Below are 23,110 nucleotides of genomic sequence, written 5' to 3' on the forward strand. Positions count from 1 at the left end.
TGCCTTTCAAGATGTTGGACTCTCTGATTTATGGTTTAGCGGACAGTAATAATTACGGAATCTGAATTAATGACGCCTGACACCGTAGGTTACCCTAATCGGATGCCGGAATTTTTTAGAGGTCGTACAAATGTATAACCTTTAAGTAACTCGCAAAAATTATTTCGCAGATGATAAATTCTAAAGCTTTATATTTCCGCCGGAGAATTTTCGGTGCTTTCCGCTCTCTTCATCAGTCTTTTTCGCCGGCTCAAAAGCGCTTCGCGATAACATGTAGCTCGCTACACTCCCTCTTCATCGAGCAAAAATCGCTCGAAAATTCTCTCGTCGTAAATATAAAATAATTTTTGCGAGTTACTTATTCAATAAAAAACGGACGGGCGGAACCGAATATTTCGATGCCGCCCGTCCTGGGGTGTGCCATGAATAACTATTTAGATTATTTCATGTCGGGGAATTATGAAGTCATCGTTATTTCATGATCTTGGCGGAACGTGCCACCTGGCCGTTCTGCATCTTCACTACGTAAACGCCTGTGGCGAGATCGCCGAGGTCGAGGGTGTCGGCAGCGCTGACAAACTTGACGCAACGTCCGCTCATGTCGTAGATCCATGCCTTGTCGACGTTGGTGAAGTAAGCCACACCGTTGACAACCTTGACTGTCGATACGGTAACGTCACCGTCGATGTTCTCAACGGAAGATGTGCCGTTGATGCCTTCGGGCTGCTCGGGTTCGCCCTGGTCGCGGTAGTCCTTATAGGTCTTGGCGGGCTGACGGTCATTCTCGTTGTCACCTACGATTTCAACGGGGAATTCGGTGCAGCAGCCTTTCCATACGCCGCCTGTCGGGCCGGGGTGTGCGCCCCATGCGTCAGACGATACGATTCTCAGGCGGGTAACGCCACGATGTGCGTCGGCGGGAACCTTAAAGGTGAAAGTAACGCCCGGATTGATGATTTCCATCACGCCCTTCTTGTTCTCTCCGAACTGGGCGACTGTCTCGTCGGCGTCACCGAAGGAGTAGTTGCCGTCATAGTCCATGTAGACGTAGCTGAGGTCGTAGCGCATAGAGTTGCCGGAGTTGGCTGTGTTGGAGTTGTCAAGACCCTTGGCGGTGATTGTGATTTCCTGACCCTGGGCAACCTTCAACACGTGATCCTTTGCGAAATAGTAGTTGTTTTCGTCAGCGGGATTGGTAGCGGCGGTGTAATTGAGATTCTGGGTTGCACCGGTAGTGGTAATCTTCTCCCAATATACGCCTGCAAGGATATTTTCAATTGTCTGTCCGCCGAGGTTGGCCATATAGACATCTCCGTAGGGGTTCTCTTCCTTGAGTTCGGGAAGTTCGCCTGCCGAGTGGGGTACTTCAACCCATTGTACGGGAGAATAGGACTTGAGGTCGACAGACACAGCGCGCACGCCGATGAAAGCATTGGTGGCCTGGGTGATGGGGAGGTTGCCGATATATGTGGCCCACTGTGCGGTACGGCCGATTTCCTTTACCTTGCCATCGTTGCCTTCCTTGTAGAATACTTCGAAGTGGTCGATGTTGACCTCGTCGTTGTAGACCATGCCGAACTTGTCGATGGATGTGTTGTAGCCGGTGTGGTCAGGCTCCCAGTTGAGCTTAACGGAGAGCGACTTGGTGTACTCTTCCTTTACCTCTACGATGAAAGAGTTCTCCTTGATATTGGCGGGAGCCACCTTGAAGTCGTCGCTGATGTTGAGTTTGCCTACGAGCATCTTATAGCCTTCGTCGGAAGAGAGAACGCGGAGACCGATGTACTCGATCACGTCATCCTTGGCGAGTCCGCTTACGGCGAGTTCCTTGGCTTCCCAAGTGGTGCCTTTGAGTTCACCTACGGGAACCTCGATCCAGTTGTCAGAACCCTCTTTCTTGAGGATGACGGCGAGGTTGGAAGCGCCTGCAGCGCCCTTGACTGCGATATTGACCTTTACGTTGCCTGCAGAAGCCTTGAGGGCTGTGCGGTAGAGCACGATGTCGTTGCCGGAAGCGGTAGCGCCGGAAAGACGGATGCAGGAGCCGCCTACGTAGGCATCCTCGTGGGTGAAGCGCACGTCGATGTCGTTGGCATATGACTTCATGTCACCCTTCTTGGTTACGAGCCAGCGGTAGGTGGGCACGATGTCCTGCATAGACATATTGTACCATGAGCCTGCTGCTACTTTTCCCTTATATAAGTAAGCCTCGCCGTTACCGAGGTTGAAGTGTGTCTCGAAGGGGAGGTTGCCACCGATAGCGGTGCGTTCGGGGAACATGGATGCGAAGCCCGGGGAGTTTTTGAGCTGAGTTTCCACAAGTTCAGCGGATGCAACCTCAAAGTCACCCCATGCATTGTTGATGGCGGGGCGGTTAAGCGGGTTGCGGTTGGCTCCGGAGAATGCCTTTTCCAGAAGAATCTGGTAGTTGGACTGTACATTCAGAGGATCCGAACCTGCACGGAACTGGAAGAAGCGGCTCTGGTCATGCTCGCCCCAGATACAGATATTCATTGCCTTTCTCTCGTCAGTATTCATCTCAGTCCAATAGTCATTGGAGAGACCTACGAGAAGCTGTCCCTGATAGATGCCGTCAAGTGGCAGCCCGTGCTTTTCTACAGCTTGCAGAGAAGAAGCCACTGTACGATATGCAAGTTTGTTGCCTGAGTAGTTGAGCATGCAGTCGTAAATCTTGCCTTTCTCGGCTGAACCGTAAAGATATTCCATATATGATTCGGATGCGCCGGCATTCTGGGTATATTGTCCTATACCGAAACCTTCAATCTCAAGTTCACGGGCAATTTTGCTGACTTCGGCATGGAAGTTTACCCAGTCATCTGTACGCCAGGTAGTGCCTTCTTGATTGTAGTTGTAACCGTCGCAACCGAAGAATGCGGCAGCATTGACGAATGCGCGTGCATACTTGTACGAGCCGTCCTCGTTCTTGGTGGAAATGAATTTCTGGAAAGCACCCTCGGAGCCATCATCGTTCCAACTTTCGAAGAACTTGATACCGCCATAGATGCGCGTACCGTTCTTGTGGGCTGCGTCGACCCATGAGCCTGGAGCCATAAGGAAGCCATAGTTCCATGAACCGAAGATGTTGGTGTAGTTCCACATCGAGAATACGTCGTTGTCAAATTTTGTGGAGGGGTATCCGCCGAGATTCTTGCCGTAGCCTGCGGGGAGGTTGCACCAGAGTAGACGGTCATGGTTGATGTCGGAAACCACGTCTTTAGATGCGTCCTTGTAGGTGGGGCGCTGACGTGAGTGCGAACGAACGAATTCGAGGTCGAATGTCAGACCGATAGCTTCGAATTCAGCCTTGGTGGGATAGTTGCGTCCCTGGTCCCATGCCTTGGAGAAGAGTTCGAGTACCTGCTCGTTGGCCCACGGTGACTGGTCGTAGACACTCTCCGAAGATTCCTGGGCCATCATAGGGCTTGCGAACATCAACGGAGTCAGGAACACCGGACTTAGAAGAAAAGATCTTTTCATGTTGGTTGATGATTGGGTTAATTAATTGGTTAAAAGATTTAAGATATATCATCTACGATGTGGGGATGCACCGGGTGTGTATTCGCTTTCCGGATCATGCGCTCGGGTTTGTCGCGGATGCACCGGGGTGCATCCCTACACCGCAAATCGATGTATTTGTCTTTGTTGAATGGTTGTTTAGAAATTTGGGGTTTCTTTGTCCCAGAACACGCGCGTAGCCTGCTTGTCAGGACCGCCGAGAGCTGCTATACCGGTGTTGGCGATGTCGTCATGTCCGGCCTGGAGGTCGCCATGGGGGAGGGGCATGCGGCGGATAAGGTCTCCGTCGTTGAGCGAGCCGTCGCCGAGAGTGGGATTGAGTACCGGGAAGGTCTTGGGATATCCGGTACGACGCATATCAGTCCAGGCTTCGTAGCTGTAGGGGAATATGGCGATATATTTCTGTGTGATGATTTTCTCGAGTTTGGTCTCGCTGTCATCGCTGTCGTTCCACTTCACGCCGATTTTGGTCACGCTCTCGATGTCGTTGTTGGAGTCCATCGGATCGACATACTTGTAAGCGGTCGGAGTCTCTACGGCCATGTAGTCGTCGAGATATGTTTCATAATTTCCTGTAGGATATCCGAAGCGGTCGCCGCAGTCGCCATTCTTGATGCCGCGTTCGTAGAAGAATTGCGGGGTGCCGCCCATGGCCCATCCTCGGAGAGCTCCTTCGGCACGGAGGAAATCTACCTCAGCCCATTTCATGGCGTAGATGTTCATGAACTCGAAATCTTCACCGGTAAACTGTGAATAGGCCACACGGGGATTGGCGTAATATTGCTGGCCGTTCAGCATGCGTACGCCTGCACGCAATCCATAGATTCCGGAGTTTTTCTCCACATCTCCAATATTATCGGTGTTTTTTGCAATCAGATAGTGGATGTACGGATGGTTAAGTGATGATAAAATACTTACGAAAGATGCGTTTACGCGGCAGTCGTTCCATGATGACATGATTGCTTTCAACGGATGGGCATTGAAGAAGTTGGTGGTGGAGTTCAGTCCGACTTCCTGGGACTTATCCTCAACTACTCCCGATGCAACAGCCTCTTCCGCTATTCTCTGGGCCTCGGCGGCATCGACTTTCACAAGGTGCATTGCCATACGGAGCTTGATGGAGTTGGCAAAGCGTTTCCATGTGGAGATCTGCTTGTCCTGGGTGATGATGTCGTTCATCGAGAGGATGCTGTTGATCTCATCCTTGTACCACTGCGGACGGTTGGGGAAGTTGTCGAATACGGCAACTATATCATCGATGTTCTTGATGATGGAGGTATAGATGGTGTATCCGTCGTTGAATGCGAACGGGTTGGTCTCTTTGTTGCTCTTGTGGTCCTGGTATGCGATAGAGCCATAGAGGTCGGTGCACTCCTGTGCGGCTATGTCAAACAGCAGCAGGCCGATAGCCTTGATTTCTACAAGATTGTTGGTGGCATCGTTGTTGAGGAGGTTTCCGAGGTTGTTCTTCATTGAGAGGAACCGTCCGTGGGGCCCTTCGCAGAAGTTGCGCTTGTAGCTGTAGGTGGTCTCGAAACTACCGCCCCAGCTTTGGTCGCAGGTTGTATAGCCGGCATAGGCATCGGTAGTCAGGCTGTAGACATACTGCCACTGGTGTTCTGCCGGTGGGTTGCCGTCCTTACCGCCCATAAGATAGTATTGGGCGGTAATTAGCATGTCTACATCATTTTTGATTTCGTTTTTGGCAGCTGCAAAATTCGTTTTTGCAGCAACGAAAGCTTCATACCCTTCGCTGCCTTCTTGAACTTCAGCGGGTATTTCCTTGATTTCGAGGTTGTCGGCGTCACCGTGAAGCGGCTCCGGACGTACGTTTACGTCTTTTTCCTTATTGAACTCGTCGGAGGGAGTGTCGAAGTCCAAGCAAGACGAGAATGCAACAAGAGGGAGTGTCGCGAACGCGTATTTTATAATATTGATTTTCATATCGATTAATCTGATGATGGAGATTAGAACTCAAGTTTGAGATTGATACCGTAGGAGCGGGCCGAAGGCATGTTGAAGATGTCAAATGCACCGAGGCCGTTCTTGGTGGAGAGGGCGATGTCTGGGTCGGAGGGGCAATCCTTGTAGATGAAGAAGAGGTTGCGTCCTACAGCCGATAGGGTAAGGCCCTTGATTGCGCCGTGGAAGAGGTCGCGCATGGTATAGCTTATAGATACCTCGCCGAGACGGAAGTTGGTGGCGTCGTAGACATATTCGGAGGCGATTGTCTGGCCGCCAACGGTGTTGTAGTAGTCCTCGATGGGTACGAGAGTGCCGTGGGCCATCATACCGGGCTTGCGGGTCTGGCCGTCTGACGAAACCCATGTCAGCTTCTCGGGATTTGCCTCATAGGCGAGACGTGCATCGGCTGTGCGCTGCGAGATACCTGCCTGGTCGAGATATGCCTCGGTGAGCGAGATGAACTTGCCGCCGATACGGCCCGAGATAAGGAAGTAGAGCGAGAGGTCTTTCCAACGCACGGTGTTGGACCATCCGAGGTTCCACTTCGAGTTCATGTTGCCAAGGTAAATGTAGGAGTTGCTGCTTTTTACAGGTGTTCCGGCCTGGGGATCGATGTAGATCGAGCCGTCATCGTTGCGGCGGAAGTCGAGGGCGTAGATGTCGCCGTATGAGCCGCCCTCTTCATAGCGCACTGCAATAGAATTGTTGGCTATGAGCTGCTCCATCTTGGAGGGGTTGCCCTGCTCGTCCTTGAAGGTCTTTTCAATCTTGTTGTCGTTGTACGCCACGTTGAATCCGGTTTTCCATGTCCAGTCGCGTCCGGCAAGGATATTGTAGGAGATCGATGTCTCTATACCACGGTTGCGGATGCAGCCGGTGTTGACCGGTTTCGATTTGCCGCCGGTGGTGGCTGCGAGGAAGTAGCTGTTGGTTAGCTTGGTGTCGTAGTAGGTGAGATCCCAGTTGAGGGTGCTGTTGAAGAGCGAGATGTCGTAGCCCGCTTCGAACGATTTCGATTTCTCCGGACGTGGATTGTCGAAGTAGCCGTAGGTGGAGGTGGCCAGTGCGCCGGTGACGAGGTTGGCAGAGCCTTTCGAGAACACCTCGTTGGGGATTGAGTTACCTACTTCGGAGTAGGATGCGCGGAGCTTGAGGTGGGTGATGACCTCCGGGAGCTTCAGATAGCGGTGCACGAGGGTATTTGCGCCGAGCGACCAATAGCCGTAGTGGTCGGGTGTGCCACGGTCGGCGAACTGCTTGAACGAACGGTACCAGTCGATACGGTAGCTTCCTTCAAGATATACCATGTCTTTCCATCCGAGCTGTCCGGTGAAGAACCAGCCCTTGTCCCAGTTGGAGGAACGGCCGTAGGAAGCCCCGTTGCCACCCGACCAGCGTGCGGTGGGGTCGAAGTAGTTGACGAGGGTCGGCATCTTGCGCATCGAGAGCGGCTCGAAGTAGGTGGCTTGCGTCCATATCTTCTGTGTTGTGCCCTTTACGGTGTGGCCTACCCAACCTGTGGATGCGGATACGGAGAGTGCCTCGGCGAAAGTCTTGTTGTAGCTGGCCATCACGTCGACATACCAGTCGTTGCTTGAGTAGATGTCTTGGCCGTAGATACCGAAGTCCTCCATCTGGGCCACATTCTGGGTGGTCGCATAGCGTCTTGTTTCGCCCTGGAACTTGGAGCGGTCGACGTTAAGACGACCCTGCACCATGAGTCCGGGTATGATCTCGTAGCTTATTACGGCCGATCCATAGACGCGCTCCTCGGTCTGCTGTCCGCGGTTCATGTTGGTGAGCCAGTAAGGGTTGTTGTTTCCTGCTGCATTGTATGCCCAAAGCTGCTGAGGGCCTTCGAGCATCGTACGTCCGATCACGGTCTTTCCGGTCTTGTCAAGATAGGAGATGTCGTTCGACTCCCACTTGCCGTTCCAGTCGACATAGTTGTCGCGGTAGTAGTCCATATCCACGTTGCCGGGCACACGGTAGAGGTCGTAGAGCGGGTTCATAACCGTGCCACCGCCGGGACGGTTCTTGTTCTTCGCATAGACATAGTTGATCGAGAGGTCGATCTTCAGCTTGTTGTCGAGGAGGTTGTAGTTCTGACGGAAAGAGAATGTGTTGCGGTTGTAGGAGTTGTTGGGCATCATTCCTTCCGAGTTGGAGTTGGCGTAGGAGAAGTATGAACGTACTTTTTCAGTACCGCCGGAGATAGAGAAGGAGTTGTTCCATGTGGTTCCGGTGCGGAAGAAGTCATCCACGTGGTCGGAGGTGGTGTTGCGCAGTTTGGCGTTTGCGTAGGCAAGTTCGGCATCGGTGTATGTTCCGATTTTCTTGCCCCATGCTCCGAGGCGCATACCATTTGCTTCGCCGCTGGAGTTCAATGTGACCAATGAGCCGTAGACGCTCTGCAGGTCGGGAGTAGAGAGGGGCTTGTCGAAAGTGACGTTGGAGTTGACCGTGATGCTGATCTTGCCTTCCTTGCCTTTCTTGGTTGTGATCATGAGCACACCGTTGGCGGCAGCCGAGCCGTAGAGTGCGGCGGCGTTGGCGCCTTTGAGCACGTTGATGCTCTCGATGTCGTCGGGGTTGATTAGCGAAAGGGCGTCGCCGCCTTCGGATGAGCCGGAGTATCCGAGACCGCTACCACCATCCCAGTTTGATTCGGCGGCCTTGCCTACCTGGTTTGTCATGGGGATGCCGTCGACCACGATAAGCGGGCTGTTGTTGCCCATCACCGACTTGTTGCCTCGGAGAAGGATCTTGGATGTACCGCCCGCACCGCCTGCGCTCTGGGTGATGGTGACACCTGACACCTTGCCGTTGAGCGAGTTGACGAAGTTGGCATCCTGCACTTTCATGAGGTCGTCGCCCTTGATTTCCTGGGTGGCGTAGGTCAGCGATGATTCTTTGCGCTGGATACCCATGGCGGTCACAACGACCTCGTCGAGCAGCTGGCTGTCCTCTTTCAGAACCACGTGCAGCGGAGTGCCGTTTTCAACTTTGATTTCCTGGGTAGCGTAGCCGATATAGCTGAACACAAGGGTGTTTCCCTTGTTGAGTTTGATGGAGAAATTACCGTCGATGTCGGTAGCCGTTCCGTTTGATGTACCTTTTACCATCACACTGACGCCAATCAACGGTTCATCAGTTCCATCGTAGACAGTTCCCGTTGCGGTGATGGCATCCTGAGCCCAACCGATGAGGGGAAGCAGCATTAACGCAGAAATAAGCAGACGTTTTATCATGCGATTTAAGTTATGTGATAATTAATATTGGAATTTAAAATGTTTAGTGTTTTCCCTCGGGAAAGTCCGGAGTTGTTCACTTGATGTCTGCAAATATAAGATAAAATTTTTAACGAAATTTCACCCCCCCTATTCTTTTTAACGTTAATTAACCGAATTAAGTCTACATGTTAAATAATATTTTTAAAAATGTGCATTTTGATAGTAAATTTTTTATGAATTATGGTTTGACTTATTTTTTGCAGGAGGATATTCCGGATAAAACCGGGATATGTGTTTCAGCGACTTGGAATGACATATAGATGCGACGCTGCCGTGTCGCATCATGGATTGCTTATCAGCATTTTACCCTATGCAACACGGCAGCGCCGCGTAGTCGGATATTTTACCGGAGTGGAGAGTTGCCCGGTAAACTATTTTTTCTTATGAACGGGGAATTGCATTGAATTTATCACATCGCCTCCGCGAAGCCGCAGCCATGTGTCGAGCCGCGGTTCGCCTTCATAAAGCACGATTACGCGTGCTCCGTTCTTGCCAAGATGGTTGTAGACGGTCTTGCCCCCGGAATAGCGTCCGTAGGCAAGTAGCACGCCGGCAAACTGTGTGGCGAAGTCGTTGTCGTGGTCGTGGCCGCAGAACACACCGAATACGTCGCCCATCTCCTTTATCGAGGCGAACATGCCGCTGTTGGCGGCCTGGCAACATATCTCCTCACCTTTGGTGCCGAGAAGGAAGTTCCGTGTGTCGCCCTGTGCAGCGGCATATTCCTGCAATGGTATGTGCATGAACATCAGCGAAGGCAACGGCGCTCCGGCAGCCTCGGTGCGTGAGGCGCTCTGCGCCCTGTACCAACCTATCTGGTCGTACGTGAACCATGCATATTTGCCTATCCCCGGCACACGTGCGCCGGAATGGCTGTCGAGGCAATAGAATGCTCCGACCGGGCGCTCGGACCCGTCGCTTCCGAGCAGGTCGATCACGTAGTCGGGGCTGTCGACTCCCATGGGGCGGGGCGGCATTATGCATCCGGGCATCACCTGCAAGGCATCGTACATCTGCGGGAGCGTCATGTCGAACTGTTCGTCGTGGTTGCCGAATACCATGGCCCATGGCAGTCCCCGGCGTGTAATCGGTTCGGTAAGTTCTGTCAATGCCTCGGCCACACCATCGGCATAGACGAGGTCGCCCGTGATGATGACGAAATCGGGATTTTCCGCGTCAAGGACCTCGTCCATCATCTCTGTGGCCGCCCGCGAGGCCTTTTTGCCATGCTTGTAGTGTATGTCGGTGAATTGCACTATCTTAAGCTTTCCTTCCGGATTGAAACGCAGTGACGACTGCACTTGGGCGGCAGCGGGGATGAAACATGCCAACAGCATGGCCACGGACAGGATGATGGCTAACGGATGACGGATCATATGTTTGATATCCTATTGACGGTTTAAAATCAGTCGGTGGTGAGTACGAGACGGAAACCGGTGGAACGTTCGCGCATGTTCTCCTCTACACGACGGCGGTATGCGTTGCGGAGATGATCTACGCTTTCGCTGTCCCATCCGCCGCCTCGGCGCACGCGGTTTTTCGACGGCGACGAACCGAACTGGTCGACTACATCTTTCTTAGGATAGTCGTTCTTATAATCCTCGCAAAGTTCCCAGACGTTGCCGCTCATGTCGTAGACACCGATTTCATTTGGTTTGAGCGACTTCACCGGCTGTGGACGCGACGAGCTGTTGATGTACCAGAAGCCCACTTCCTCGGCGGTGTTGTCACCGCTGTACTTGAAGTTGCCGGTCTTGTGGCCCCCACGTGCGGCATACTCCCATTCGGCCTCTGTCGGTAGGCGGAAGTTGACACGGGTAAGTTGGTTGAGGGCGCGGATGAATTCGTGTGCGTCGTTCCAGCTGACATTGGTCACGGGCAGCTGCGGGTCTTTTATCACCGAGGGGTTTGAGTTCATCACATATTCCCAGAGTTCCTGGGTGACCTCCGTCTCCCCGATGTAGAAGTCCTTGGAGATGGTCACCCAGTGCACCGGTTTTTCATCATCCTCGTTGCTTCCCTGCTCGGGGGTGGCACCCATTTTGTACATGCCTGATTTGACTTTTATCATGTTGAAGGTCACGGGTTGTCCCTGGTCGGTGGCCATACCTCCGATGGACGCTCCGGCGCGTGCGGGGAGTGTCACCGGCACGAGATCGCCGAGCCCCTTTTTCTCCTGCGGCTTTGGCATGACGTTGAGCACGTAGGTGGTGTTGGCCTTTACCGCTTCGGGGAAATCGTAGCGCAGAGGCACGTACTGCGAAGTCTTTACATTGAGCCAGTTGGAGCCTTCGGGCATGTAGATCCAGTATTCGCCTTCCTTCGGTTCGGACTTGATGATGTCGCCTTCGAATGACGCTTCGGGCACTGCGAGGCCAAGTCGCACGAGGGCGCATGGGTTGCCGTTGGCATCGGATACCTGGTGGACGACGGCGCTGAGGTCGGACGGGTCTGCCCGGAATTCGCGCACCATAAGTTCCTGCGCCATAGCGCCGGCTATCATGAATAGGGTTGCAAGAAATGTTGTGACAATACGTTTCATGGGTTATAAGTCTATTATTACGTATTACGTTGAGAATCAAATGGAAATCAGTTGCGGTCGAGCGTGAACGATGCGTTTTCGGAAGGCTCAGGGAGCTTGAAATCGCCCATGGTGAAGGCGGTGTCCTGGAGAGGCTGCCACGTGCGCACGTGGATTTTTGGATGGTCCTCGTCATTGAAGTCCCATATGAGGAACACGATGCCCTCGTCGGAGTATCCCCTTGTGTGCCATTGCTGGCGGAGCGTCACTCCGTAGTAATTAGGTTTTGATGCGTGGCGCACAACGCGGTAGTCGTCGAACTTCACATTGACGTAGCCGCCGCGCTTCTGGCGGTCGAACACGATCTTGAGCTTGCTGAGATATTGCTGCTTGTTCTGCTTGACATACTCTACCTTCGTGGGGTTGGCAAGGGCTATGTCGCTGCGGCGACGGTCGGTGACCACGCGTCCGGTGATTATGAGGGCATCGTCGCTGAACAGGTCGTCGAGCATGCGTATGTCTTTCTGGCAGTAGGCGTTGCGCAGCTTCTCGCACCAATTGATGATCTGCATGCGGTTGGCGGCATCGCCAAGGCGTGCGCCGTCGCGCAGGAGTGTTAGATACTGCGTGTTCTCCATCGCGAAGTTGAAGTCGGCGAGCTTGCCTGTCGGAGTGAAGTCGAGCACCACTTCCTGGGCGAGCGGCCCTTCGTAGGTGTCGTCGAGCGGCTTCATGTCGACCTGTTGGTTGCGCACCTGGAGGCCGCGCATCGAACCGTTGGAATTCTTTTCCTTAAGGAGCTGTCCCACGTAGTCGTCCTGCGCGGTGGTGAAATGCACGTTTTCCCATGTCATCACTATCGACTGCTTGGCGTCGGTGGTGAGGTCGATGCCGGCGAAGTTGATGTCGGCGCCGGTGGCTGCGGCGGTGTTTATAGCGGAAAACAGTCGTGACACGTTCTGCTCTATCGCCGACTTTACAGCCGGGCTTACCGTGGTGGGTGCGAGCTTGAAGTCATAAGCACCCTGGGCCGATGCTGCCAGCCCGAGGGTAAGAAATAAAAGTGAGATGTATTTTTTCATATCGTATATTTGCACGTTTGTTTCATGAAGAAGGACCTCTAAATCGGTTCGGTATGGTGGTTTGTCAGTCGGCGGTCAGGTGCGTCGCTCGTCCTATCTGCTGCGTGGGGTGAACCATACGGCATATTTCCCGCCGTAGGATGCGAGATGCCCCGTCGTTCCCGACACGTAATCGTGGCGGTTGTCGTCGGCACCGGGGCCGAGCAGGGCGATTATCGAACCGTCGTTGTTGATTATCAGCCAGTATGCTCCTGCCGCGTCGCGACATGTGGGGAGTGCGCCGTAGCCGCGCAGTTTGCCGGTAGTCTTGTAGATGTTGAGGAGATAGGCGGCTTTGCGGGCGTCGGAGCTTTCGAGCAGTTCGGAAATCATATCGGCTACACGGCTGTCGTCGCCCTCGGCGGCATGGTATTCTATCGGCGCGGGTTCGTCGTCCCACAGGTCGTCGCTGAATGTGTCGCCGAAAAGCATTCCCAGCATCATGAGTCCTGCGGCAGCGGCCTCTGGCGAGAATGTATCGGTCTCCGAGGATGGTGCGGTCGTCTCGGCTATGGCTGGCGCCGGAGTCTCGGCGGGTGTGGGGACGGGTGTCGCCGGTTCTGCTGCCTGAGCGGGTTTGTTCGAGGCGAATGCAGAAATGGGGATGTAGCCGAATACGTAGTTGGCGTTGCCGCGCTTTCCGGTGATGTATTTTATCGCTCCGAGTTCGGCGGCGGCCACCTTGCGCGGCTCTCCACTCTCCTCCAGGTATTCGTTCATGAAGTTGGTGAGGGTCAGGCACACCGTCTCACGCGCCTCGTCGGCATTCTCCATGGTCGATTCCGCAAAGACATAGGCCGGATCAAGCTTGATTTTGTTGATCTCTTTTGTCTGCGACTCGCTTTGGGCCGACATCAGCATCGGTAGGCAGGCCGAAAGGATGCAAAAGAAAAGGCGATTGATAATTCTCATATTCGTTATTGATAAATCTTTTTAAGAGAGAGTTATTTTTATTTGTCGGGTGTCGGAGGTTCGCCGAAGAGCGCCGCGACACGCGACATGGGTATATATGGGGTAAGGCGGCACTTTATTCGGCCCTGTCGTTCATCAAGCTGCGACACGTCGGCGGTGATACGCATCAGGTGGCAGTAGCCTTCAGCTGCATTTCTGAGCACGAGATAGCACGTGGCCGTCCCGTCGGCAAAATCGCCGACTCCGAAGAATGGCGAGCAGCCGTGGCTACGGAAATAACCGAGCGCATTGTTGACCGCTACCGTGATTGGTGGGAGGGGGTTGTAGCAATCGACTTTCATGTCGAATGTGAAATCGTTAGGAATCGCGCCTGTCACCAGGAGGGTGGCAAGGGATTCGAGAGGATAGTGTCCGGAATATATAGGGACGAACAGCGAATCGGCATGCTCTTCTTTCCGGAAATATCGGTTGGAGGTGAGATTGTCAAGGAGATATGATTCACCAGGGAGGATGTAGTAGTTCTTGTGGTAGATCGGGACAAGTCTCTTTCTGGATGGTACGACAGCTTCCGGAGGGGCTGTATCCACGAAAGATGTGAGATTGTCCACGAGGCGGCGCTCGTTTTCAATCATCGATGTGCCGTGGAGTAGATCGTAATCGATGGGAAACTCGATATGGTACAGCGGTCTGTCGTCTTTAATCCATTCTATCCGATAGCGGTTTCCGTTGAGATTTGTCACAGTGACCGCAAGGGTGGTGTCTGTGGCAACGGGATAGAGCTGCCGGAATCCGGATTTCGAGCATGTCACGTGGTCCTCGGCGAGCATCTTCTCCACGCTCTTGACGCGCTTTCCCGGGAGGTCGGCATCGAGTGCGTAGCGTTCCAGAAAGTCGAATACCGGACGATATGGCATCAAGCCTCGCTGGCTGTCGGAAAACATGCGGTAGCCGACATGCGTCACGCGGCCTGCGGCCATGTCGACGCGCACTTTCCGTTTCTTGAAGTCGAGCAGTAGGGTGGTGTCGCCAAGTTCCGATAATTCTCCGGAATCCGGGACGCCGGGGACTGCCCGGAGCATGCGCTCCAGGCAATCTGCGTCGTAAGATACAGGTGCACCAAACGCTGCCGACCCACCAAAGGCCGACAGCGTCAGTGTAAATGTAATTATGTTGGCGAAAAGTTTCATTCGTCAATCAAGGTCCGGAGGATGTCGTATGACATTCCTCTGTCTGTCAGTTCACACCGATGGTGATCTGTCTCGCTGTCTCGTCGGGACGTTCGAGCATTCCTGAAGCAAGTTTGCCGTTGACAAACTTGCATCGGGAAATCTTGTCACCCGGGTTCAGCTGCAACTGCTGTCCGTTATGGAGATTGAGCGAGTACGACTTCGTCACTTTCACATCGCCGTTAGGACCGTTGGGGCGGCCGTTCTTCGCCGGACCTGTGTAGAGTCCGTAGGGGAGGGCGTAACCGGTGAGATAGTTGGTCGGCTGCTCGGTTGTTCCCCCATTGTTGTCATCGGTTTTGTTTCCCCCTTTCGCTTCTGATTCAGGCTCGGTGACGGGGGCTACGGTGTCGGTTTGGGCTGTCTCTGCTACTACTACAGTGTCGGTAGTGGCCTGTTTCACCACTTCCACGACATTTTCTTTCGGATCTGCTTTGGCCTCGGGGGTCTTTTCACCGGAGAATACTCCGAGGAAATAGCATACAGCGAGGGCTACTACTACGACACCGCCTACGATGCCGCCGATGACGGCACCGCCGGGTCCACTCTTTACCTCCACGATCATATCCTTCTTGCAGTCGGGGCAGATCTTCTCCGCGCCCTCTGCTATCTCGAATGTCTTGTTCTCGTTGGCTGTCTGGCAGTTGCCGACGTTCATGCAACGATACTTCTTTACATTTGCCATTGCTTAAATTTTATATGTCAGTTTATTGTTAAATCGTTAAATCAGCGTTGGGGACGGTAGGTGGCGATGAGTTTCTTGGCCTCCATGGTCCAATTGACGAAATCGTTGTAACGCGACTTGGGAGTGGGGTTCTCCTCCTTCATCACCTTGCCGACGACAGCCATGAACTCCGCATCGGTCTCTTTCAGCTTGTCCTGTATGGCCTTAAGCGCGGCGGGATCTACATCCTCAAGGCGTGAGGCAAGAGCCTCGCGGGCTATGCGGATGGTCTCTTTGGCGTGGTTCTCGATAAGGCGGTCATCATAGGCCATCTCCGTGAACTTGGAGTATCCCCAAGGCACGATGGTGGAGTTGCCGAATATGTCAGGCTCGCCGGCTGCGCCCCATTGCTCGGAAGTGGACGAGTCGAACTGTATCGCACCAAGTCCGAGGGCAAGCATCATGTAGGGCATCACTTCGGCACGCAGTTGGTCGGGAGTTTTTGGCGGACGTGCGGAGAGCGATCTGTAGTCCTCTGCCTTGCCTTCTGATGTTAGCACGATTGAGTTGGACGGATTGGCGGCGATGAGGCGGTCGAACTCTGCCTTCAGCATTGGCAGCGAGCCGATAGCGCGCATCGGGAAGCAGTTCTCGACAATCATCACGGTTATTTCGTTGGGTCGTGCGCCCTCGGTGCTTACTGCCACGGAGGCACCAGTGCCGCCGGGGATGGCGCCCTGGAGCTTGCGTTTCAGTTCATCGGCAAACTGCATGAGCGCGGGATCCTTTGCTTTCGGAAGGGTTACGAGCACGCGTTTGATGAGGATGTTCTTGCCTACCTCGGGAGCTGCTGTGTTGGCGTTGTTCAGAAGAATCTCATTCTGGTTGATTTCAAGGAAAGCGCCGCTTGCTTGTATGATGTCCTGGGCGAAACGTCCGAGAGCCATGTCGTTACCTCCGAACTTGTGTTGCAGACGCTCGAGAATGGGCACGTCGAGCACTTTTTCGGTGCGCTCCACGAGCAGATCATTGTGGAACGTGCGGATAGTCTCGAACACCTGGCCGAGGAATGCGCTTGATATGGTGTTCTCTGACAGATTGGTGACGTTGGCGAAACGTCCTTCGCTGCTGAGGGCATCGACGATAGCAGAACGCACGCTGTCGGTGATGGTGCTCATGCGGTCGTGGTCACCATTGAGGCGGCGTTCGAGATCCTTCATGCGGTTGCGGTTGTAGAACTTGACGATAGGATCGGTAAGCGTCTCTGTTCCGTCGCGGTTCTCACCTTCGGCAAGGGTCTCCATGTCGCTGAGTGCGGCCATGCGTTCTTTAGTGAACTTGTACAGTTCGTCGAAGCGCGATTCAAAGCCGATAAGGCGTGTGTTGAGATCGTTGAAACGCTGTTCGAGATTCTCCAGAAGGGGCTTCGTGAAGATATCGACGGCTGCACGCTCCGTCATGGCTGAATAGAGCAGCTTGGCATAGTGTGTGGCACGCTCGAAGCGGTTGCCGAAGATGATCTGGCGCTTTACTATGTTGGTGTTGAGCACATCTTCCTTTGCCTGGTTGATGATGCCTTTGAATTCGTTGATTTTGGTGTCGAGGTCGGGTATTGTTTTCTCCGAGCAGTCAAGAGCCTGCTCGCGCATCTGCTTGGCGAGTTCGGCCACGACGTGGCGCACGCTGACGAGGGCTATGCGTCCGTCGGCCCACTCGCGGAACAGGTATTTCTCCACGCCTTCGGCTATCTGCTTGGCGTATGTGTCGAGGCTGCGTGCCTTGTCACGATAGAAATTCTCCACGCCCACGCTGCGAAAACCTTCGGCATATCCGCCTCGGCAGAGGTCGACGAGCTTGTCGAAAGGATGCTGTGTGCCCTTGGCGGCTTCGGCCCAGCGGTCGACACATGGATTCCAGTAGCTTGCGAAGTCACCTACGGGCCATTTCTCTTTCTCGTCGGAATCGATGACATGCTGCTTCAGGCGCAGATGTTCGGGAGTGAGTTTCCACGAGCCTCGGCGTCCCGGGTCACGCACGTATGTCACCTCGTCGAACGAAGGTGCTTCCTCGCGGTATCCGGAAGTGTTGCTCCAGTTGTTATATTTAAGTTGCAGCAGGGCGCTGCTGCCGAGTGTGTAGGCGATGTGTTCCTGAAGTTCGGTTTCCGGCACGATGATACGTTTGATGCCGAACGAGCCGATGGCACGTGTGCGCACCGGCATCGGTGTGCCCTCTTCAGGATCGGCGGTCTCGTCATACTCGTCGCGATTGTTGCTTAGGTTCTCGAAAGTGTAGAAACGTCCCAGTTCCTGACCCATCTGGTCGAGGGGCGAGAAGATGCGGCTGTAGACGAAATCGGCTACCAGCCCGGAAAGTTGCACTGGGTCGTTGACGGTGTATCCGAAGTCGTTGCGGTTTGTGTAGAGTATGAGGCCGCCGGCAATGTTGACCTCCTGGGGTATCGCACCTTTCTTGACATTCTCGGGTGTGGGGTTGGCATAAGTGAGGTAAAGGCGTCCTGTCTCTACTGTCGTCGATACGTCGTAGGGAGGGGTCGACACGCGTGTGCCCCATTCCATATTGTAGTGTGAGGTGAACATGTTGTTCAGCTCCAGCAGAGCGCCGTAGCCGTTGGCCTTGTAGCGTCCGTTGTCTCAGTTGGGCTGTGGATTGGCTTCCGGAATCTGGCAGAACACGGTGAGGGTGAATCCGTTCTTCTCGGCAATGTTGTGCTCGAACATCCATTTGCGCGTCTGCGCGATTGCATCTACTATCGAACCGGATCCGGTGCCGCCTGCAAGGCCGCAGAATAGGTGTATGTTGATTGTGCTCCCTACCTCTTTTTGCTGAACTTCCTGCACGGCATTCGCAAGTTTCGAGAGGTATGCGTCGATGTTGGATGCGAAGAGCAGACGCCCGGCACGGCGCTTCTGGTCGGCGGCGGCGCCTACCGGGCATACGGCAGACTGTGTGGCGCCTACGTTGCCGAGTATGCCGGTCAGTCGCGGATATCCTTTGGGATTGGCGAATATGGCATCGATATTGCTATGTGTCTTTATATCGACGAAGTCGTTAGTCTCGAATACGCAGTTTCCGTGTATTGTCTGGTAGGTGATGTCGGAAGCGTCGAGCATGGCCCGGTCGCTGTCTACATATATGAATCCGATAGGTAGGTTGCGACGCTGGGCAGCATCAAATTCTGTCCACAGGCGCTGACGGAATGCTTTGAGAATCTTTCCTCCGGTGCCTCCGAGACCAATTAGAATATCAGCCATAATGGTTGTAGGTGTTATATAGGTATTATTGTGTTAAGTCTAAAAATTTAAAGATGAGGCCGATGATGATGACGAGTAGCTTCCACCCCTGTACGTGTCGGCAGACAGGTCACGACGGCTGCGCCTGCGTGACGGGATTAAGAATCCTGCGGCAACGGTCACCCCGGTGAAGGCTGCGAGCCATAGCCAGCGGCGCAGGATATATCCGGACAGTACGTCATCAACAAGCTGCTTCAAGGTGACAGCTCCATCCTCAAGTCCTTGTCGTCCGGTCTCTACATAGTCGGCCATTCCGGGCACTTCATCCACGAGCGTCTGTATGCTCTGCGTGTCGGCGAGCATTGATGCCACCCGGGCGCTTTCCATAGCCGTTTCGGCATATCCTTTCACTGCTTCCGCCCCGAAAAGGAGCACAAACTGGAATGATGCCAGCACAAGGAGCACAAGTGAAAGAAGCCCATTGGCCAACCACGACGTGCGTGCCATATGGTGGAGCAACAACGCTACGGCCGTTGTCAGTGCCAAAGCGGCACCCACTCCGGTAATAAGAGAAGATAAGAAAGCCCAAACGGTGTCCATGGCGTGATTGAATTGCACTGTAAGTTGTGTTCTTCCTGGCAGTCATGTTAACAGCCGAAAAAGTCGGAAGATGTAGATATGGGCAAATTTAAAGTATTTTTCATAGTCCCGCAACTTTTTCCAGCCAATTTAACTTTGCGATTTCAAATTTTTGATGTTTCCCGCCGGCTGCATGTCATTTGTCAGGTATTAGGCCAAATAATACATACCAAATAATACATAAGAGTAGTATATCTCTATGAAGTAGCGGCGCCGAAATGCATGTAAGCATTCCGGCGCCGACGGATATCAGTAGTTTATGAGTAAACTTACTTGTTCTCGAGTGTCTCTACTTCGGGATCAACACCCCACTGCTGCTGGGCGAGACGCTTGTAGTTGTTGTAGCGCCACTGGGCGTTGGCCTTTGCTGCTGCGAACAGCTCGGCGGCCTCGGTGGGATACTGCTTCATCACGGAAGCGTAGCGCACCTCTCCCTTGAGGAAGCCCTCGAACTCGTCCCAGTTCGGCTCCTTGCTGTCGAGGGTGAAGGGGTTCTTGCCCTCCATCTCGGCTGCGGGATTGTAGCGCCAGAGGTGCCAGTAGCCGCAAGCGACCGCGTTGGCCTCTTCCTGCTGAGCCTTGCCCATTCCGGCCTTGATGCCGTGGTTGATACAGGGAGCGTAGGCGATGATCAGCGAAGGACCGTCGTAAGCCTCGGCCTCGCGGATAGCCTTGAGGGTCTGGGCCTGGTCGGCACCCATAGCCACCTGTGCGACATATACGTAGCCGTAAGTGGTGGCGATAAGGCCGAGGTCCTTCTTGCGGATGCGCTTGCCGGAAGCGGCAAACTTGGCGATAGCACCCAGAGGTGTGGCCTTGGAGGCCTGGCCGCCGGTGTTGGAGTAAACCTCGGTGTCGAGCACGAGGATGTTGACATCTTTGCCCGATGCGATCACGTGGTCGAGACCGCCGAAGCCGATATCGTAGGAAGCGCCGTCACCACCGATGATCCACTGGCTGCGCTTAACGAGATAGTGCTTGAGTTCGAGCACCTTCTTGCATGCGGTGCATCCGCAGGCTTCCATCAGCGGGATGAGGGCATCGGCTATTTCACGTGAGCGGTCGGCGTTGTCTTTCTCGTCGAGCCACTGGGTGGCGAGAGACTTGATCTCTTCGGAGCATGTCGGGCAATCGAGCAGGGCGCGCACGTCGGCATCGACGCGGGCACGGAGCTTGTCGTTGGCGAGTGTCATGCCGAGACCGAACTCGCAGAAGTCCTCGAAGAGGCTGTTGGCCCATGCCGGACCGTGTCCTTTCTCGTCGGTGGTGTAAGGTGTCGAGGGTACCGAACCTGAATAGATCGATGAGCAACCGGTGGCGTTGGCCACGATCTCGCGGTTGCCGAAGAGCTGGGTGATGAGCTTGACATAAGGTGTCTCGCCGCATCCCGAGCAGGCACCGGAGAATTCGAAGAGCGGGGTGGCGAACTGCGAGTTCTTCACGTTGGCTTTCACGTCGACGAGGTTCTGCTTCGACTTCACGGAAGCCACGCAGTAATCCCACTCGGCCTGTACGGGGAGCTGAGTCTCGAGAGGTTTCATCACAAGGGCCTTGTTTCCCTTCTTGCCGGGGCAGACATCCACACAGTTGGAGCAGCCGAGGCAGTCGAGCACGTCTACGCTTTGGATGAAGCGCATGCCTGTGAACTGCTTGCCGATGGCGGGAATCGTATCGTTCTCGCCGAAGGGAGCAGCTGCCATCTCCTCGGGTGTGAGGACGAACGGACGGATGGCGGCGTGGGGGCAGACATAGGCGCACTTGTTACACTGGATACAGTTCTCTTCGAGCCATTCTGGAACGAAGGCTGCCACACCGCGTTTCTCAAACGTTGCTGTGCCCTGCTGCCATGTGCCGTCGGTGAAATCGACGAACGTGCTTACGGGAAGGAGGTCGCCGTCCTGTGCGTTGATAGGACGCACCACGTTGTTGATGAAAGCGGGGTCGTTGTTGCATGCGGCAGCGTCATCGGGAAGCTGTGCCCATGCGGGATCAACGGCGAGCTTGTGGTATTCACCGCCACGGTCAACGGCTGCGTAGTTCTTGTCTACCACGTCCTGTCCCTTCTTGCCGTAGCTCTTCACGATGAACTTCTTCATCTGCTCTACTGCGAGATCCACGGGGATTACCTCGGTGATGCGGAAGAACGCCGACTGGAGTATGGTGTTGGTGCGGTTGCCGAGGCCGATTTCCTGGGCGATCTTGGTCGCGTTGATATAATATACGGTGATGTCGTTCTGAGCGAAGTAGCGCTTAACCTTTGCGGGAAGGTTCTTGGCCAGCTCATCGGCATCCCAGATGGTGTTGAGCAGGAACGTTCCACCCTTGCGCAGGCCGCGTGTCACATCATACATGTGGAGGTAGGCCTGTACGTGGCAAGCCACGAAGTTGGGGGTGGTCACCAGGTAGGTGGAGCGGATAGGCTCGTCGCCGAAGCGGAGGTGCGAGCAGGTGAAGCCTCCAGACTTCTTGGAGTCGTAGGAGAAATATGCCTGGCAGTATTTGTCGGTATTGTCACCGATGATCTTGACGGAGTTCTTGTTGGCACCGACCGTACCGTCTGCGCCGAGTCCGTAGAACTTGGCCTCGAATGTGCCTGCGGCGCCGAGGGCTATCTCTTCCTTCATGGGGAGTGACTGGAAGGTCACGTCGTCGACGATACCTACCGAGAAGTGGTTCTTGGGCTCGGGAAGTGCGAGATTTTCGAACACCGATATGATTTGTGCGGGAGTGGTGTCCTTCGAAGCGAGACCATAGCGGCCGCCTACGATGACGGGAGCGTTCTCAACGCCATAGAAGCAGTCTACTACGTCGAGGTAAAGAGGCTCTCCGTTGGCGCCCGGTTCTTTGGTGCGGTCGAGCACGGCGATTTTCTTGGCGGTCTTGGGGACTGCGGCAAGGAAGTGCTTTGCCGAGAAGGGACGATAGAGGTGTACGCTCACCAGACCTACCTTCTCCCCGTTGGCGTTGAGATGGTCGATAGCCTCCTGTGCGGCCTGGGTCACAGAACCCATGGCGATGATCACACGCTCGGCGTCCTCTGCACCGTAGTAGTTGAACAGGCCGTATTTGCGTCCGGTGATTTCGGAAATCTTGGCCATGTATTCCTCTACTATGGCGGGAACGGCGTCATAATACTTGTTGCATGCCTCGCGATGCTGGAAGAACACGTCGGGGTTCTCGGCCATACCGCGGGCCACGGGGGCATCGGGATTGAGAGCGCGGGCACGGAACTCGGCGAGGGCCTCGCGGTCTACCAGGGGAGCGAGGTCGTCGTTGTCGAGAGCCTCGATTTTCTGTATCTCATGGCTGGTGCGGAACCCGTCGAAGAAGTTGACGAAAGGCACGCGGCTCTTTATTGTCGAAAGATGTGCCACTCCTGCGAGATCCATCACTTCCTGCACCGAGCCTTCAGCCAGCATGGCGAAACCAGTCTGGCGCACCGACATGACGTCCTGATGGTCGCCGAAGATGCTGAGGGCGTGGCTTGCGAGAGTACGTGCCGACACGTGGAAAACGCAGGGGAGCAGCTCGCCTGCAATCTTATACATGTTGGGGATCATCAGCAGCAAACCCTGCGATGCTGTATAGGTAGTGGTGAGCGCACCGGCCTGGAGCGATCCATGGACTGCTCCTGCAGCACCGGCTTCCGACTGCATCTCCTGCACGAGCACAGTCTCGCCAAAGATGTTCTTACGACCGGCAGCGGCCCACTCATCGACATATTCCGCCATTGTCGACGAAGGTGTGATGGGGTATATGGCTGCTACTTCCGAGAACATGTAGCTCACATGCGCAGCGGCCTGGTTTCCATCACAGGTCAGGAATTTTTTTTCTTTACTCATAACTCTAATTATTGGAAATTGTAATTTCTATCTGTTGGATGATATTGAGGACCGGGGGGAGACGGAGGAGAATGTCAGTCCGGTCTGCGGCAAAATTAGTCAATTTAGCCGAACCGACCAAATTTTTTAGAGCTTG

The 23,110-nt window shown here is 54.3% G+C and carries 11 protein-coding genes and 1 pseudogene; all 12 read right to left on the reverse strand.

Features of this window, described 5'->3' with window-relative positions; all coding sequences use genetic code 11:
* Positions 1–471: 471 nt before the first annotated feature.
* Complete coding sequence (locus QZ303_RS04095) at positions 472–3,498, reverse strand: GEVED domain-containing protein (RefSeq protein WP_295729512.1); 3,027 nt, start codon at positions 3,496–3,498, stop codon at positions 472–474.
* Between the two features lie 177 nt (positions 3,499–3,675).
* A complete protein-coding gene (locus QZ303_RS04100; RefSeq protein ID WP_295729513.1) occupies positions 3,676–5,481 on the reverse strand; it encodes a SusD/RagB family nutrient-binding outer membrane lipoprotein in 1,806 nt (601 codons plus the stop codon).
* Positions 5,482–5,504: 23 nt separating this feature from the next.
* Positions 5,505–8,753: a SusC/RagA family TonB-linked outer membrane protein gene (locus QZ303_RS04105; RefSeq protein ID WP_295729515.1), complete on the reverse strand. Its 3,249-nt coding sequence runs from the start codon at positions 8,751–8,753 to the stop codon at positions 5,505–5,507.
* 413 nt (positions 8,754–9,166) lie between these two features.
* Entirely contained in the window at positions 9,167–10,171 is a 1,005-nt protein-coding gene (locus QZ303_RS04110) for a metallophosphoesterase family protein (protein ID WP_295729518.1), read from the reverse strand.
* Between the two features lie 29 nt (positions 10,172–10,200).
* Entirely contained in the window at positions 10,201–11,337 is a 1,137-nt protein-coding gene (locus QZ303_RS04115) for a formylglycine-generating enzyme family protein (protein WP_295729521.1), read from the reverse strand.
* Between the two features lie 47 nt (positions 11,338–11,384).
* Entirely contained in the window at positions 11,385–12,398 is a 1,014-nt protein-coding gene (locus tag QZ303_RS04120) for a hypothetical protein (RefSeq protein WP_295729523.1), read from the reverse strand.
* A gap of 93 nt (positions 12,399–12,491) precedes the next feature.
* Positions 12,492–13,349 carry a hypothetical protein gene (locus QZ303_RS04125; RefSeq protein ID WP_295729525.1) on the reverse strand — a complete coding sequence of 286 codons (858 nt, stop codon included), beginning with the start codon at positions 13,347–13,349 and terminating at the stop codon, positions 12,492–12,494.
* 38 nt (positions 13,350–13,387) lie between these two features.
* Positions 13,388–14,536 (reverse strand): hypothetical protein, encoded by a 1,149-nt coding sequence (locus QZ303_RS04130; protein ID WP_295729528.1) that lies wholly within the window; start codon positions 14,534–14,536, stop codon positions 13,388–13,390.
* Between the two features lie 46 nt (positions 14,537–14,582).
* Positions 14,583–15,260 carry a hypothetical protein gene (locus QZ303_RS04135; protein ID WP_295729530.1) on the reverse strand — a complete coding sequence of 226 codons (678 nt, stop codon included), beginning with the start codon at positions 15,258–15,260 and terminating at the stop codon, positions 14,583–14,585.
* Positions 15,261–15,301: 41 nt separating this feature from the next.
* Positions 15,302–18,514: pseudogene (locus QZ303_RS04140) on the reverse strand (tubulin-like doman-containing protein).
* 39 nt (positions 18,515–18,553) lie between these two features.
* Positions 18,554–19,093, reverse strand: a complete 540-nt coding sequence (locus QZ303_RS04145; protein WP_295729533.1) for a hypothetical protein — start codon at positions 19,091–19,093, stop codon at positions 18,554–18,556.
* A 308-nt stretch (positions 19,094–19,401) separates the two neighbouring features.
* Positions 19,402–22,974, reverse strand: a complete 3,573-nt coding sequence (nifJ, locus tag QZ303_RS04150) for a pyruvate:ferredoxin (flavodoxin) oxidoreductase (protein WP_295729537.1) — start codon at positions 22,972–22,974, stop codon at positions 19,402–19,404.
* Between the last annotated feature and the right edge of the window lie 136 nt (positions 22,975–23,110).

Origin of the sequence: uncultured Muribaculum sp. (genome assembly GCF_910583865.1) — a bacterium.
Lineage (GTDB): Bacteria > Bacteroidota > Bacteroidia > Bacteroidales > Muribaculaceae > Muribaculum.